The organism is Sphaerisporangium sp. NPDC049457, from assembly GCF_055586705.1.
The window spans coordinates 155,571-169,622 of the sequence record NZ_JBVJHR010000022.1 but is presented as its reverse complement, the minus strand read 5'-3'; the positions used below and the strand labels follow the sequence as shown (position 1 = coordinate 169,622).

Annotated in this window: 20 protein-coding genes; 11 read left to right on the top strand and 9 right to left on the bottom strand. The window is 69.1% G+C overall.

Going from position 1 to position 14,052, the window contains the following annotated elements; all coding sequences use genetic code 11:
- Nucleotides 1–188, top strand: a 188-nt coding sequence (locus tag ACZ6QO_RS30835; RefSeq protein ID WP_465855771.1) for a ricin-type beta-trefoil lectin domain protein, incomplete at its 5' end; no start/stop codon positions are given.
- A 110-nt stretch (nucleotides 189–298) separates the two neighbouring features.
- Here the strand turns inward: ACZ6QO_RS30835 and ACZ6QO_RS30830 are convergent.
- The 4 genes from ACZ6QO_RS30830 to ACZ6QO_RS30815 form a co-directional block, all read right to left on the bottom strand.
- The gene (locus tag ACZ6QO_RS30830) at nucleotides 299–1,951 is read right to left on the bottom strand and encodes an alpha/beta hydrolase (RefSeq protein ID WP_465855769.1); all 1,653 of its coding nucleotides are present in this window, start codon (nucleotides 1,949–1,951) and stop codon (nucleotides 299–301) included.
- A 62-nt stretch (nucleotides 1,952–2,013) separates the two neighbouring features.
- Entirely contained in the window at nucleotides 2,014–2,391 is a 378-nt protein-coding gene (locus ACZ6QO_RS30825) for a GntR family transcriptional regulator (protein ID WP_465855768.1), read from the bottom strand.
- Nucleotides 2,388–3,206 (bottom strand): hypothetical protein, encoded by an 819-nt coding sequence (locus ACZ6QO_RS30820; protein WP_465855766.1) that lies wholly within the window; start codon nucleotides 3,204–3,206, stop codon nucleotides 2,388–2,390. The genes ACZ6QO_RS30825 and ACZ6QO_RS30820 overlap by 4 nt, the downstream gene beginning before the upstream one ends.
- A 188-nt stretch (nucleotides 3,207–3,394) precedes the next feature.
- On the bottom strand, nucleotides 3,395–4,210 hold the full coding sequence (locus ACZ6QO_RS30815; RefSeq protein WP_465855764.1) for a class I SAM-dependent methyltransferase: 816 nt from the start codon (nucleotides 4,208–4,210) through the stop codon (nucleotides 3,395–3,397).
- A gap of 97 nt (nucleotides 4,211–4,307) precedes the next feature.
- Here ACZ6QO_RS30815 and ACZ6QO_RS30810 point away from each other — a divergent pair, with 97 nt between their 5' ends.
- Entirely contained in the window at nucleotides 4,308–4,817 is a 510-nt protein-coding gene (locus tag ACZ6QO_RS30810; RefSeq protein ID WP_465855762.1) for a GbsR/MarR family transcriptional regulator, read from the top strand.
- A 144-nt stretch (nucleotides 4,818–4,961) separates the two neighbouring features.
- Here the strand turns inward: ACZ6QO_RS30810 and ACZ6QO_RS30805 are convergent, their stop codons facing one another.
- Genes ACZ6QO_RS30805 through ACZ6QO_RS30795 form a run of 3 tightly spaced genes read right to left on the bottom strand, consistent with a single transcriptional unit; the run spans nucleotide 4,962 to nucleotide 6,423 of the window.
- Complete coding sequence (locus ACZ6QO_RS30805; protein WP_465855760.1) at nucleotides 4,962–5,402, bottom strand: GNAT family N-acetyltransferase; 441 nt, start codon at nucleotides 5,400–5,402, stop codon at nucleotides 4,962–4,964.
- A 28-nt stretch (nucleotides 5,403–5,430) separates the two neighbouring features.
- Nucleotides 5,431–6,012 (bottom strand): NADAR family protein, encoded by a 582-nt coding sequence (locus ACZ6QO_RS30800; RefSeq protein ID WP_465855758.1) that lies wholly within the window; start codon nucleotides 6,010–6,012, stop codon nucleotides 5,431–5,433.
- Nucleotides 6,013–6,063: 51 nt separating this feature from the next.
- Nucleotides 6,064–6,423: a hypothetical protein gene (locus tag ACZ6QO_RS30795; RefSeq protein WP_465855756.1), complete on the bottom strand. Its 360-nt coding sequence runs from the start codon at nucleotides 6,421–6,423 to the stop codon at nucleotides 6,064–6,066.
- 138 nt (nucleotides 6,424–6,561) lie between these two features.
- Here ACZ6QO_RS30795 and ACZ6QO_RS30790 point away from each other — a divergent pair, with 138 nt between their 5' ends.
- Entirely contained in the window at nucleotides 6,562–7,122 is a 561-nt protein-coding gene (locus tag ACZ6QO_RS30790) for a dihydrofolate reductase family protein (RefSeq protein WP_465855755.1), read from the top strand.
- Here ACZ6QO_RS30790 and ACZ6QO_RS30785 read toward each other — a convergent pair.
- Both ACZ6QO_RS30785 and ACZ6QO_RS30780 read right to left on the bottom strand, forming a co-directional pair.
- The gene (locus ACZ6QO_RS30785; RefSeq protein WP_465855753.1) at nucleotides 7,112–7,450 is read right to left on the bottom strand and encodes a nitroreductase/quinone reductase family protein; all 339 of its coding nucleotides are present in this window, start codon (nucleotides 7,448–7,450) and stop codon (nucleotides 7,112–7,114) included. The genes ACZ6QO_RS30790 and ACZ6QO_RS30785 overlap by 11 nt on opposite strands.
- Nucleotides 7,447–8,070 (bottom strand): NAD(P)-dependent oxidoreductase, encoded by a 624-nt coding sequence (locus tag ACZ6QO_RS30780; RefSeq protein WP_465855752.1) that lies wholly within the window; start codon nucleotides 8,068–8,070, stop codon nucleotides 7,447–7,449. The genes ACZ6QO_RS30785 and ACZ6QO_RS30780 overlap by 4 nt, the downstream gene beginning before the upstream one ends.
- A 95-nt stretch (nucleotides 8,071–8,165) precedes the next feature.
- Here ACZ6QO_RS30780 and ACZ6QO_RS30775 point away from each other — a divergent pair, with 95 nt between their 5' ends.
- The 8 genes from ACZ6QO_RS30775 to ACZ6QO_RS30740 all read left to right on the top strand — a co-directional run bounded on the left by ACZ6QO_RS30775 (nucleotide 8,166) and on the right by ACZ6QO_RS30740 (nucleotide 14,052).
- Nucleotides 8,166–8,552, top strand: a complete 387-nt coding sequence (locus tag ACZ6QO_RS30775; RefSeq protein WP_465855750.1) for a winged helix-turn-helix transcriptional regulator — start codon at nucleotides 8,166–8,168, stop codon at nucleotides 8,550–8,552.
- A gap of 280 nt (nucleotides 8,553–8,832) precedes the next feature.
- Nucleotides 8,833–9,354 carry a hypothetical protein gene (locus ACZ6QO_RS30770; RefSeq protein ID WP_465855748.1) on the top strand — a complete coding sequence of 174 codons (522 nt, stop codon included), beginning with the start codon at nucleotides 8,833–8,835 and terminating at the stop codon, nucleotides 9,352–9,354.
- Nucleotides 9,355–9,523: 169 nt separating this feature from the next.
- Entirely contained in the window at nucleotides 9,524–10,618 is a 1,095-nt protein-coding gene (locus tag ACZ6QO_RS30765) for a sensor histidine kinase (RefSeq protein WP_465855746.1), read from the top strand.
- The gene (locus ACZ6QO_RS30760) at nucleotides 10,615–11,268 is read left to right on the top strand and encodes a response regulator (RefSeq protein ID WP_465855744.1); all 654 of its coding nucleotides are present in this window, start codon (nucleotides 10,615–10,617) and stop codon (nucleotides 11,266–11,268) included. Before ACZ6QO_RS30765 ends, ACZ6QO_RS30760 begins: the two co-directional genes overlap by 4 nt.
- Before the next feature lie 120 nt (nucleotides 11,269–11,388).
- Entirely contained in the window at nucleotides 11,389–11,778 is a 390-nt protein-coding gene (locus ACZ6QO_RS30755; RefSeq protein WP_465855743.1) for a hypothetical protein, read from the top strand.
- An 8-nt stretch (nucleotides 11,779–11,786) separates the two neighbouring features.
- Nucleotides 11,787–13,103 (top strand): DJ-1/PfpI family protein, encoded by a 1,317-nt coding sequence (locus ACZ6QO_RS30750; RefSeq protein WP_465855741.1) that lies wholly within the window; start codon nucleotides 11,787–11,789, stop codon nucleotides 13,101–13,103.
- Between the two features lie 517 nt (nucleotides 13,104–13,620).
- The gene (locus tag ACZ6QO_RS30745; RefSeq protein WP_465855739.1) at nucleotides 13,621–13,812 is read left to right on the top strand and encodes a DUF6229 family protein; all 192 of its coding nucleotides are present in this window, start codon (nucleotides 13,621–13,623) and stop codon (nucleotides 13,810–13,812) included.
- A gap of 54 nt (nucleotides 13,813–13,866) precedes the next feature.
- On the top strand, nucleotides 13,867–14,052 hold the full coding sequence (locus tag ACZ6QO_RS30740; RefSeq protein WP_465855737.1) for a DUF6229 family protein: 186 nt from the start codon (nucleotides 13,867–13,869) through the stop codon (nucleotides 14,050–14,052).

The following is a 14,052-nucleotide window of genomic DNA, read 5'->3' as shown; positions in this document are numbered from 1 at the left end:
CGGGCACCCGCGTCCAGATCTGGGACTGCCACACCAACAGCAACCAGCAGTGGACGTTCAACTCCAACGGCACCATCACCAACGGCGCCAACAACTTCTGCCTGAACGCCAACGGCACCGGCAACACCTCCACCGTGACCGTCAGCTCCTGCAACGGATCCGCCAACCAGAGGTGGACCCGGGCATAGCCCGCGACCGGTCCGGCTGAGCGCCGGTCCAGGCGAACCCGCCTGGACCGGCGCTTTCTTCCCTCGCACCCTGCGCTCCACCGGCACCCGGCGGTCCACAGGCGATGGCCCTACAGCGGCCCCGCGGAAGGCAGGTACGGCGAGGCCGTGGAGCGGGCGACGGCGTCGGCCGGTGACGGAGCCGGGCAGAAGCGGTCCCGCGCGGGCAGTTCCCCGGTGGCGAGGAAGGAGCTGATCACCGCGTCGGCGCAGCTACCCAGCCCGACGACGCCGTGTCCGCCCTGGTCGACCGTGATCATGACGGCCCGCCGTCCGAGCGTCGTGCGCAGGCCGCGCGCGGCCACCAGGGGCGTGGACGGATCGCGGGTGTTCTGCACGATCAGCACGTTGCGCGGCCCGTGACCGGTGACCGTCACCAGCGGTTCCACGGGCCGGGTGTGCCACGCCGCGCACGGCCAGAGGTTCGATGGCATGCCCGCCGTGAGCGGCCAAGCCTGCCGGTCGGCCGCGACCCGCCGGGCGTACGACGCCACGCCGCGCGGCCAGGCGGCGTCACCGCAGATCACCGCGTAGAGCGCGGCGATGTTGTTGTCCGCCGGAATGCCCGCCGCCTCGGAGTCACCACCGCTTACCCTGCCGGCGACGCCCAGTCGGTCCAGTCGCGTCAGGATGGCGGCGTCCATGATGGATCCTGAGACGGCGGCCGCGAGCTCCTGCCACAGCTCGGCCATGACTGGGAAGTAGCCGTCGAAGTAGAGCCCCCCTCGGGTGATCTCGCGCAGTGCGTTGCCGTCGAGCAGGGGGCCGCCGGGATTCGGCACGGGCTGCCGGTCGAGGGCCACGACCAGCCGGTCATAGGTGCGCCGCACCTCGTCAGGGGTCGCGCCGAGGTGGTAGACGGCGTCCCGCTCGGCCGCGAAGGCGAGAAGGTCGCGCAGGCGCACCGCGACCGCCTCGTTCCAGGTCCGCCACATCTCCCGCCACACCAGGTTCGGATCGGCGGCGCTGTCGAACACGACCCGATCGGTGCGGCCCGGGAACAGCGAGAGGTAGACGGCGCCCAGATAGGTGCCGTAGGAGAGGCCGAAGTAGGACAGTTTCGGCTCACCGAGCGCGGCTCGGATGCGGTCCATGTCCCGGGCCGTGTTGGCCGTGGTGATGAACGGAAGCAGCCCGCCGGAATGCTCGGCGCACGCGGCCGCGGTGTCCCGGGCGAAAGCGATGTTGCGCTCGATGCCGCCGTCCGGCGCCGGGTAGGGCAGCAGCAGGGTGAACTGCTTCATGAGATCGAGGCCGCAGGTGACGGGGGTGCTGTGGCCGACGCCTCGCGGGTCGAAACCGATCAGGTCGTACTGGTCCGTGACCTCGCGCGGCAGTACGGCCGCCAGTTGCCCGGGCAGGTCCAGGCCGCTGCCGCCCGGACCGCCCGGGTTGGTCAGCATGACCCCGCGGCGCGACTCGGGGCGCGCCGTGCCGACCCGGGAGATCATGATCTCGATGGTCCGGCCGCGCGGGTCGCGGTAGTCCAGCGGCACCCGCAAGCTCGCGCACCGCTGGCGCGGGTCGCGCGGGACATCGGATTCCCCCGGCGGGCACTCGCCCCAGGTCGGAGCCGTCCCCCCGGCTTCGGCCACCGCCGGCTCCGGCTCCGGCTTCGACGAGCCGATCAGGGTTTCGGCCGACGTGGGACCCGCCGCCGCCACGGTGGCCACCGTGGCGGCGGCGATGAACGATGCCAGAATCGATCGCAGACCTAATCGCACTGATACTCCTGTCCGGTGCTCTCTCGACGACTACGAACGACGACCACGAACGACGTCGACGGTCACGACGAGGCCGATGCCGCCGCGCCGGACGTCAGAGCGGCCTGCACGATGCGGATCGCCTCGCCTGTGTCGATCCCCACGCTGGCGATCACGGCCGCGTAGTCGGCGGCGGCCCGGCGGGCCCGCTCCCGGCCCTCCTCGCCGGCGGCCGACACGAACGAGCCCGCCCGCCCGCGCGTCTCGATCAGCCCCGCCTCCTCCAGTTCCCGGTAGGCCCGGCCGACCGTGTTGACGGCCAGGCCGAGGTCGGCGGCGAGGTGGCGGATGGTCGGCAGCCGGGCGCCCACGGCCAGCGTGCGGTCCTGGATCTGCCGGGCGAGCTGGGCCCGCAGTTGCTCGAACGGCGGCACCGGCGAGGCCGCGTCGATGACGATCATCGGACGCTCATGGCCCGCCGGGCCATCGTCGTACTCGACGGCATCCTGGCCTGGAGCACGATGCACGCGACCAGGCCCAGGATCAGGTTGGCGATCGCGGCGGCGCTCCACCAGACGGGCGCGGTGCCGAACAGCAGCGTGACGGGCAGCGCCCACTGCACGCTCGGCATGGTGAGGTCGCGGGCGTCCTCGACGCGCATGATGACGTCGGCGGTCAGCGACTCCTCGTCCTCCGCCACGACCGGGCGCCGCAGCAGGTAGCGCAGGTGCATGGCGGTGATGGCCGTCACGCCGAGCAGGCCGATCAGCAGGACGACGGCCAGTTGCCGCACGGTGGGGTCGGGAATGGCCAGGGCGCTGCCGGCCAGCACCATCGCACCGGCGAACGTGGCGACCGTGAAGGCGGCGTACGGCCGGCCGAGCACGGCCCGCCAGCCGGGCTGGATCAGATGGGCGGCCCTGCGGGACAGTGTCGCGCCCGCCCGCCGGTCGACGCGTCGCACCCACCAGTCGAGCAGCGACTGCGCGAGCAGCAGCCCCGCCACCAGGGCGGACAGCGCCAGCAGCGACAGCGGGCGATGTCGCTGGGAGTTGCCGAAGGCGGAGATCGCGGCGAGCGAGCTCGCCATGATCAGCACGGCGAGGTTGATCTGGGTGGTGAGGCGGGCGCGTCTGCGGACCGCGAGCCGGCTGGCCAGCGGCGGCGTCGGCCGGATGCCGGTCAGGTCGTGCTGGGCCAGCCACTCGCTCGCCAGTCGCAGATCGGCCGCGCGCACCTGCGGGCCGGCGGCGTCCGATAACGGTTCACGGGTCATGGCAGCTCCTTTGTCGCAAGCTTTGTATCAACATGGTGCGTCATAGCTTGCGACAAAGTCAACGCCCGCGGGCTCCCGTCCCAGAACCTTCGGCGCCTTCACGCGACGCCTGCGCTTCCGACCGGCGTCCCGGCCCGGATGGTCGCCGCCCGGCCGGCGAGGGCTCCGGCTTCGCGGGGAACGGCGCGTCAGAACCGGAACCGTACGATTCGGGTGGACTTTCTCATGCCCGGAAGCAGGTTCATGAGGCGGTACATCCGGCGTACGTTCGCGGGCGCCTTGGCCATCAGCACCGGCGAGTCGTTCATCGGCGCCTCGTCGACGTATTCAAGCCGCGGATGCCAATCGGCCGGCGCGGCCGGGTCGTCGAAGCCGCAGTGGAACCGGGTGCCGTATCTGCGCAGTGTGGGGTCCCACTTCGAGGTGCGCCACGCCCACACCGACACCGTGTCGAACTGTATTTGACCGGTGGGGAAGGCCTCGACGACGCCGGTCAGCAGCCGCCGGACGTCAGTCTCGGTCAAATAGGGCACCAGCCCCTCGGCGATCATCAGCGCCGGCCGGCCGCCGGGGATGCGTTCCAGCCAGGTCAGGTCCGTGACACTGGAGTCGATCAGCGTGTGGTGCTCGCGCGGCGGCAGGAACCGTCGCCGCAGTTCGATGACGGACGGGTAGTCCAGGTCGTACCAGTCGACGGTGGCGGGCGGGTCGATCCGGTACACCCGGGCGTCGAGGCCGCAGCCCAGGTGCAGCACCACCGCGTCGGGGTGATCGGCGAGGAAGCTCCGGGCCCAGTCGTCGTGGGCCTTGGCGCGCACCACGGCGGCGAGGCCCAGCTGGCTGGCGCCGAATCTGCGGTGGTCGTAGTCGGGATCGAGGCCGCGCATCGCCTGTTCGGCGTACTCGTCGCCGAGGATCGGATCCGGCAGCCGGTTGTCCAGCGCTTTGGCCCTGAGGACGGGGCTGAGGGTCTTCTGCACTCCGGCGAGTTCGGTGTCTGTCACGACGACGACGCTACTCGTATTTCACGAATTTCGTGAAGTTCGTATAGCTTCTGAATACTTCTAGACTGTCGAGGCCACGACGAGGAAGGGGGGTTCGGTGACGCGAGCGGACGAGGACGCCATCGCCGGCTACCGGGAACGGTTCGCGCAGATCATGGTCGAGTCCGGCATGCCCCGGATGGCCTCGCGCGTGTACGCCGCGCTGCTGGTCACCGACTCCGGCAGGCTGTCGGCCGCCGAGCTCGCCGAGCGACTGGACGTGGGCGCGTCGGCGATCTCGGGCGCGGTCAAATACCTGGTGCAGGTGCGGCTGGTCGAACGCGGACGCGTGCCGGGCACCCGGCACGACTTCTGCCGGATCCACGATCACACCTGGAGTCACTACGTCAGCCAGTCCGACCCGATGCTGCTCAGGATTCAGGCAGGCGCCGACGAGGGCGTCGCGGTCCTGGGTCTCGACTCCCCCGCCGGGCGGCGGCTGGACGAGACCCGCCGGTTCTTCGCGTTCCTGAGCGAGGAGATCAAGCAGTCGATGGCGAAATGGCAGCGGCTCCAGGCGGCCGGACGCGAGGCCGGTCAGCCGGTCGGCGGGATCTCGCCGAGGTAGCCGCCGCCTTCCTGCGGCCGGTGCCCCTCGGCGGCCCGGCCGAGGGCGGCCAGAGCGCGATCATGAGTCAAATCCGGCCGCGCTTCGCCCCGCTTGACCCGAATAATCGGTTCTTCTGTCTTGCTTCCGTCCTGCCGGTCCCGGTCAGTTGGGCGGCAGATGCTTGCGCATGTGCACGGCATAGCGGCCGTTGAAGTTCTCGCGGCCGGTCTCCGCGTAACCCAGGCGCTCATAGAGCGCGATGTTGGAGGTCATCTTCTCGTTGGTGTAGAGACGCAGCGCGGACAAGGCGAGGGAACGGGCCTGCTCCTCGGCGAAGGCCAACAGGCGGCGTCCCAGGCCCCGGCCCTGGGCCGCGGGGCTGACCGCCACGTTCTCGATGAGCAGGACGCCGTCCTCGGGGGCGAGCACGATGAGGCCCTCGACCGGGTCCAGCACCCAGACCTGACCCGCCGCGATCAGTTCGGCGTAGTCGGCCACCATCGGGAGCGGCCGTACGCCGATGACCTCGACCCACGGCGCGTACGCGGCGCTGACTATCTCCTCGATGGCGGTACGGTCAGCGGCAACGGCACGACGAATCACCGATCGATCCTCTCGCACCGGCACGCGATCAGGCCATGGCCGCGGGCGACCGCCGCAGAACCTGCCTTACCTCCATCAGAGCGAACCCCAGCAGGTTCAGCCCCTGCCACAGCTCCGGGTCCCCGGCCCGCTCGTCGTCGGCCGCCAGTCCGATCCCCCAGATGTGGTCGACGGGACTCGCCTCAACCAGCACCCGATCGCCCGTGCCCAGCAGGAACTCCCGCAAGTCGGCATGCTGCCCGAACTTGGCGAGATTGCCGCGAACCACCACATCGAAGCGGGCCGCCGCCCACTTCTCCGCATCGAAACCCCGCACTGTCCGCCCGAGATCCTTGGCCTGCTTCGGATGACCGGCCGCCACGATCGCCGCGACGGTCTCTTCGTCGCCGAACAGCCGTGCCTTCTCCGCCATCATGAAGTGCTCAGCGGTGCGGTAGACGACGCCGTCCACGACGAACTCCACCGGCCACCACTGCGACAGACACCCGGCGCCGACCTGTCCGGAACGGGGCGGCCGATGTCCCCAGAACATCAGGTACTTGATGCGCTCACCGCGCTTCGCCACCTCGGCCAGCCCCGCCACGTCACGCACATCGACCGCCTCCACCATGGAGGCACTCTCCCAAACCGTCCTGCCCCGGCGCCAACCACTTTCCGATGCCTACCGCAGCCACCGCAGAGCCGCGTCGACGCAGTCCTCGGGGCTGCTGTTGAAGGCGATGGCCGCGTCGGGAAGGTGCTGCCGTACCAGGTTGACCATCTTCTCGAAGAGTTCGAGCAACGGCTCGTGCTTGCGGATGCCGCCTCCGATCACCACGCATGCGTAGTCTCTGCCGGTCAGCGCCTTCTCGATCGCCCCTTCGGGGTTCTCGTCGAGCGCCAGGAGGCACCAGTCGGCCTCGATTCCATGCTCTTCGAAGCGGGCCTGACCACGTGCTAACGCTGCCTGGACCGGCTCAGGGTCCCAGCCCTGGATCTTCGCGGGATCCAGACCGACCACCAGTACTCGTGTCAGTGTCACGCATCCTCCCTATCGCAGGAACCCTCACACGAACAGCCCGCCGCTCGCGCAAATCGCGACCTCGAGGAGGTAGAGGAATCGCCGCCGGCTCCGACCCACTGACGAAAGGTCCATGCAGGGCGATCCAGAAAGACGGCGATGAGAAAGATCTTCGCGTTCATGATGACAAGCCTCGACGGCTACTACGCGGGCCCCGACGGCGAGATCGACTGGCACAACGTCGACGGCGAGTTCGACGGGTTCGCGGCCGAACAACTGGACGAGGCCGACACGCTCCTGTTCGGCCGGCTCACCTACGAAGTGATGGCGTCGTGGTGGCCGACCGCCACGGTGAAAGAAGAAGACCCGATCATCGCGGAGAAGATGAACGGCATCGCCAAGATCGTGGTGTCCACCACCCTCGAATCAGCCGACTGGGCCAACACCAGGCTCATCAAGGGCGACGTCGCCGGCGAACTCGCTCAGCTCAAGCAGGCGCCGGGCAAGGACATCGCGATCCTCGGCAGCTCCGTCCTCACGGCGAACCTCCTGCGGGAAGGCCTGCTCGACGAGGTGAGAACCCTCGTCTGCCCGGTGGTGCTCGGCAGCGGGAAGTCCTTCCTCGGGTCACTCGGCGAGCGGGCCAAGCTGGAGTTGCTGAAGACCAGGACCTTCCGGTCCGGCAACGTCCTCATGCACCACCGCCCCATCACCCAATAGGCGCGCGCCCGGGCCTCTCGCCGAGGCCCAGGCCGACGACGAGAACCGGCCGGCCGGGGCGCCGTCTTTCGGGAGGCGCCCCGTCCACCGGCTTCCACGTGCACCAGGCGGGGTGATGATCCGCTCCGCGGTTGGAGGCCGCCAGGACGTAACGGTCACCGTCGCGTCCGTAGACCAGTGCGGTGCGGCGCAGCTCGCCGGTTCTCCGGCCCCGGGTCGTCAGCAGCAGGTCGTCCACGCCAGGGCGTGGCCGGCCGCCGGTCTCCTCGAAACGACGGATGTGCTCGGCGACCCAGGGGTCCGGATTGTCGTGGACCTCGGGCATCATGCCTCCCGGACGCTCATCGCGGCGCGGTGGTGGCGGGGCTCCTCGACCTCGTCGACCAGCGCGATCGCGAAGTCCGCGTGCGTGATGCGGCTGGCCGGATCACCATGATCGGCGACTCGGTACCGGCCGAGGCGCGTGCCGTCATGGTCGAAGTCGCCTGCGGGCGCCACGTACGCCCAGTCCAGCTCACAGGTCCGCAGCGCACTGAGGCCTGCGGCATGGCCGAGGTAGAAGGCTCGGTACTCGTTGGGGTAGCCCGGCTCGTCCATCAGAGGAACACCGGACGCCCCGGGCATGATCGACGCGAGACCGACCACCACCAGGCGGGGCACGCCCGCCCTCACCAGGCCGGCGGTCAGGGCGGTGGCCGACGCGGTGAAGAAGTCGTGCGGCGGCGCGGACAGGTCCACGGCGGCGCTGATAGCGGCGTCATGCCCGGCAGCCGCATGCTCGATGCTCACCGGGTCGGTCACGTCGCCCGCCACCACCCGCGCCCCGCCCAGGTCGCCGTGGCCCGCGGGGTCTCGCACCACGGCGGTGACCTGGTGGCCGCGCCGACGTGCCTCCGCCACCGCCTGCCGACCGGCCCGGCCTCCCGCGCCGAAAACCACGATGTCCATGGCGAACCGCCTCTCACCAGGGCCAGAGCCCATGTGCCCGGCCGATCCCCGGACGGTATCTGGAGCCACGGTTACCACCGGGATACCTTGGGGCCATGAGGGAACCCCTGCCCGACGACATGTTCGACGAGCTGTGCCCGTCCTCGCTCAATCCGATCCGGTTCGGCGACAAGTGGGCGCCGCTCATCATCCGTTGCCTTGAGCACGGGCCGCGCCGGTTCTCCGAACTGCGCGTGCCGCTGAACCGCGTCACGCCCAAGGTCCTCACCCAGTCGCTGCGGTCCCTCGAACGGGACGGTCTGGTCAAGCGCACCGTCTTCGCGGCGGCCGCCCCGCATGTCGAGTACGAACTGACCCCGCTCGGCCGCAGCATGCTCGAACCGATGGCGGTCGCCTGCGCCTGGACGACGGAACACTGGGACGAACTCCTCGACGCCCGCGAGTCATACGACCACAGCGCCCACCTCAACCACGCCGGCTGACACCCGCAGAGGAATCACTCAGCCCGCCGCGGGCGGATACAGATCTCGATGACCATGGAGTGTGATGACGCCGTTCTGCGCTGCCGGATGGTCGAGCGCAAGCGTCCTGCAAGCCGGACTAAACCGCTCCCACCGACACTTGATCAGCCGCGGGTGACCAGGCCATTCTGAACCGTACGGCTGGGACGATGGACGACCGACGCACGAGGTAGCGGACGTGAGCGATTACTTACAGGTGCAGGGCTACAGGGGACACACACTGGTAGCTTCCGGAAACACCATGACCATCGACGGCAAGGACACCTACGACCTCACGGCCGTCAAAGCGGTGGCCTACCAGATCGTGCGGAGGCACCTCAACGGCGCCTACCAGGGAACCGACTTCAAGGTCCAATTCAAACAGGACAAACGCACCCGCATATTCTTTATGACCACTAACCATCGAGACGAGAACCTCGACCAGTACCGCACGTGGTGGCTTCAGCTCGTCGAGCGCATCGAAGCCATCGCGGTCCTCCGGTTGGCGGACGAAGTCGTGGCCGCCGTGCGGGGCGGCCAGACGGTGACGATCGGACCCGCCGGCGCCAAGGTCGTGCTCAGCCCCGAGGGCGTTAAGAAAGGCGGCCTGTTCAGCAAGCCGGTGCCATGGAGCCAGGTGACAGGCACCACCCGCGACGGCCGCACGGTAGATGTCCTGGGCAGCAAGGCGCCAGGCGGCGCACCGGTGGTCATCGGCCAGGTTTTCACGTCGGAATGGAACAGCCCCGTCCTGCCGCACGTGGTCGACCATCTGAAGGGCTGACAAGCTCAGGCCTGGAGAGTGGCACCTTGGTTCGCGACGGCACAGGCGTATGCCGGCACAATCAAGGCGGCGAGAAAAGCACCTCAGTCGCTCCTGACCAGGCTTCGCCCTGCTGCATGCCTTGAACCGTGAGTTGACCGCGCGCCGCCGGACGGCCCACAGTGAGCGCATGAACAGGGCTCTGGTCGTGCTGACCTTCGGCGCGCTGCTCACCCTGCTGATCGGGGTCGTCGCATCCGGAGAGTCCCTGCCGTCGCTCGTGCTCGGTGCGGTGTTCACCACATTGGCCACCGTCGGCTTTTCGTGGATACGCGCGCGCAATCAGCCGGCCTGGTCGCTTGGGTACGTGGCCGTGCAGCTGCCGATCGCGTTCGTCGTGTTCTCGCTGAACGCAGGGGTCGCCGCGACGCTTCTGCTCGTCGTGCTGGTAAGCCAGAGCGTGCTGCTACGGTTGCCGATCGCCGCGACGGCGGTCGTGGTAGGGCTGCTTCCGTTCGTCCACCTCGGCATGTCGTGGGGCGAAGGGCTGCGGGAAGGGCTTGGAATACTTGTCGCCGCGTTGTTCGCCGCGATCGTGACGGAGTTGCTGCAACGCGAACAACGCGCCCGGGTCGAACTGGCCGAGGCGCACGAGCAGTTGCGCAACTACGCCGTGCAGGCGGAGCGGCTCGCGACCGTCCAGGAACGCAACCGGGTCGCACGCGACATCCACGATGGACTCGGGCACTCGCTCACCGTCGTCCAGATGCAGGTCAAGGCCGCCCGTGCGGTCCTGCCGACCGACACCGCGAAGGCCGACGAGATACTCGCCAAGGCGCAGGAGCAGGCCGAGGCCGCACTCGCCGAGGTACGCCGCTCGGTCCGCACACTTCGCGAACCACGCGAAACCCCTCCCCTGCCCGACGCCCTGCAGGCGTTGGCCGAACTGACATCCGCCGCGGGTGTGACCACCAGCGTCGCGATATCCGGCGAACAACGACCGTTGCCTGACGAGACGCGCGAGGCCTTGTTCCGTACGGCGCAAGAGGGTCTGACCAACGTCCGCAAGCACGCCCAGGCAACGCGTGCCGACCTGGTCCTGGACTACGACGACACCGCCGTCCGGCTGGCCGTCCGCGACGACGGCGCCGGCTCCGCTTCGACGCCTGCGTCCGGTTTCGGGCTGGTCGGGCTCCGGGAACGCGCCGAGCACCTGGGCGGACGGTTGAGCGTCGAGTCGGCACCGGGGGCGGGCTACACGTTGAGCATGGAGGTTCCCGGATGAGCCCGGTCCGCGTCCTGTTGGTCGACGACCAGGCGCTGTTCCGCGAAGCCCTGGCCACCCTGCTGGCCACGCACGACGCCATCGAGGTCGTCGGCGAGGCGGGCAACGGCGACGAGGCGATCCGCCAGGCCGCCGAGCTCACCCCGGACGTCGTCCTGATGGATCTGCGCATGCCCGTCCTGGACGGCGTCGCCGCGACCCGCCGCTTGTGTACCGACCACCCCGGCATCGGCATCATCGCGCTGACCACGTTCGACGACGACGAGGACGTGTTCGCCGCCCTTCGCGCTGGAGCTTTGGGCTACCTGCTCAAGGACGTCTCCTCGGCTCGGCTGATCGAGGCCGTCCTGGCCGCCGCCCGCGGCGAGTCGGTGTTGCAGCCGTCCGTCGCCGCGAAGGTGGTCGCCCAGTTCGTCCGCCTGCCCTCGACCGGCGCCCCGGAACCGCAGCCGTTGGTCGTGCCGCTGTCCGACCGCGAACTCGAAGTCCTCCGCCTCCTCGCCACCGGCCACAGCAATCGCGAGATCGCCACAACACTTCACCTGGCCGAGGGCACCGTGAAGAACCACGTCACCAACGTCCTGTCGAAACTGAACGCCCGCGACCGCACCCAAGCCGCATTACGCGCACGGTCACTCGGTCTGCTCTGACCATTTCCGCCCGGGTCATGACCACAACATGACCTCGGACATGACCTCCGGCACATGGCAGGAAGGCGGCCGGCGGCGACTCTTATCGGTGTCAGTCGATGCCGAATGTGAGGGGACGTCATGACGACGTTGGCAACCACCCGGAGTACGAGTCGCAAGCTGGGCCGGTTCATCTGGCACTACGTCGAGATGGTGATCGCCATGCTCGCCGGGATGTTCGCGATGGCGCCGCTGTGGCCGGACGCCTGGCTCGCGCGGCCGGAGGTCGGCGCGCTCGTCATGGCGACCGACATGACCATCGGAATGACCGTGGCGATGGTCGTGCGCAGGCATTCATGGGCGCGGATCGGTGAGATGGCGGCCGCGATGTACTTACCGTTCCTCATCCTGCTGGTGCCGTTCTGGCTCGGGGCGTTGTCCGCCATGGGGCTGATGATGGCCGGGCACGTGATCATGTTCCCGCTCATGCTGGCCGCCATGGTGTGGCGCCGCGACCACTACTGGCACTGAGGATTTCGATGCGCACCTTCCTGCGCCGCGCGCTCGCGGTGATCGCGATACTTCTGATTCCGGTGGCGGGCGGGGCGATCTCCGCCCCCGCCGCGCTCGAAGCCCGGTCCGCCCCCGGGCCGGACCGGCCCATTCCCGCCGCCACTCCACCGGCTTTCGACCCCGCCAAACCGACCGCGGTCGTGGTGATCGGCGACAACGGGGCCGTCGTGTCGGATGTCCTCGCCCCATACGAGACCCTGGCCGCCTCGGGCCGGTTCAACGTCTACACCGTCGCGTCGCGAAGGCGTCCGCTGCCGTTGACCGGCGGTCTGGACCTGGTGCCGGATCTGAGCTTCGCGGACCTCGCCGAACTCACCGGCGGCGCCGCGCCGACGCTCGCGGTCATCCCGGCGATGCCGGACGTCGGCGAGCCCAGTACCGGTCCGATCACGACGTGGCTGCGTGACCAGGCGGGCCGTGGCGCTCTGTTGCTGAGCGTGTGCAACGGCGCCGGTGTCCTCGCCTCGGCGGGTCTGCTCGACGGCCGGCCCGCGACCGCGCACTGGCTGCGGATCGGCTCGTTCGAGTCGGACTATCCCCGGGTGAACTGGGTGCACGGCGAGCGTTACGTCGACAGCGGTACCGTCGTCACGACCGCGGGCGTGTTGTCCGGCATCGACGGAACCCTGCACATGATCGAGCGCCTGACCGATTCGACGGTGGCGGCGAACGCGGCCAAGGCCGTGGGCTGGCGGTACTACGGCAACACACCGCCGGTCGTGACCGGCATCGCGATGCCCGCGCCGGCCGCGATCGTCAACGCGGGTTGGACGTGGGCGCCGTCGACCATCGGCGTGATGCTGACGCCGGGCGCCGGTGAGATCGACCTGGCATCGGTTTTCGACACGCACGCCCAGTCGCTCGCGGACCGGACCTTGGCCGTGAGCGCGGACGGCGGCCCGATCCGGTCACGACATGGCCTGACCTTCCTGCCGCGCGCCGATCTGACCAGCGCGGCCCCGGACCTGGATCGCTTGCTCGTACCCGGAGCAGGCGTTCGCCTGAGCCGGGTCCCAGATGGCCTGGAGCCGGTGTACGTCCACTCTGGACAGGACTTCGCCTACAACGACGTCGTACGGGACCTGGCCCGGACAACGGATGTGGCCACCGCCCGCTGGACCGCCGAGACCATGGAACTGCCGGCCGACGGCCTGCGACTGGACGGCCCGGCGTGGCCGTGGCGGCAGACGGCGTTGCCCATCCTGTTGATCCTTCTGGGTATCGCCGCGGTGATCTGCCTTCCGCGCCTCCGGACCACTGTGAAGACTCTCGCCCAAGCCTGATCGCGGGGCGGCGCCCTCGGACGGGGCGGCGCGCCACCGGAGGGCCGTATTCACAAATCGCGATAATTGTCGCCCGCAATATATGGAAAATCTCCGGTACATTGGTGGGAAATGCTGCCGGACGGCCCGTGGCCGGGGCTGTTCGCCACCGCCTGCCGCGCTCCCGAACAGCGGAAACCTCCTCGCGGCCTCCCCTTCCGTATGAAAGCGGTTCGCTGGGTCGTCCCGCACATGAGCGCCGTCGCCGAGGTGATGGTCGTGGCCCGTTGCGGGACGAAACCCCTGATGTGCGCTGTCGTCCCCCTGGTGGGCGTGGGCCAGCGGTGTGGAGGGTGGCCGGTCTCGCTCACGCGTTCCGGACATCGCATCGGGGCCTGAGCAAGTTCTGTCACAGTCAACGGCAGCTTTCGCCATTTCTGCTGAATGCCGTCAAGCCTACATTTCGCCCGCTATGTATTGATTTTTCCGATCAGCTGACTAACGCTGATCGGGACGCCTGGTCATGGAGGGAGTAAGAATGCCTGTCACCCTGGATCGCTCTGAGGAGATCGTCTCCGCGTGGCGCAGCGGAGCCGACGTCGAGGGCTGGGACAACCCGGCCGGTCCGCTGTTCATCGGCGAGTACGCCGAGTCGGAGATCACGCTGACGGCCCTGGACACGCGGAGGCCGAGCTCGTGCACGGGCGCCCGCACCATCGCCTGCTGCTGACCGCCCCCACCCGGTCAATGCGGATCGGGACGCACAGTCACGAAGGGAGTAGCAATGCCTGTCACCCTGGATCGCTCTGAGGAGATCGTCTCCGCGTGGCGCAGCGGAGCCGACGTCGAAGGCTGGGACAACCCGGCCGGTCCGCTGTTCATCGGCGAGTACGCCGAGTCGGAGATCACGCTGACGGCCCTGGACACCCGGCTGGCGAGCTCGTGCACCTGCAGCCGCTTCTGCTGCTGA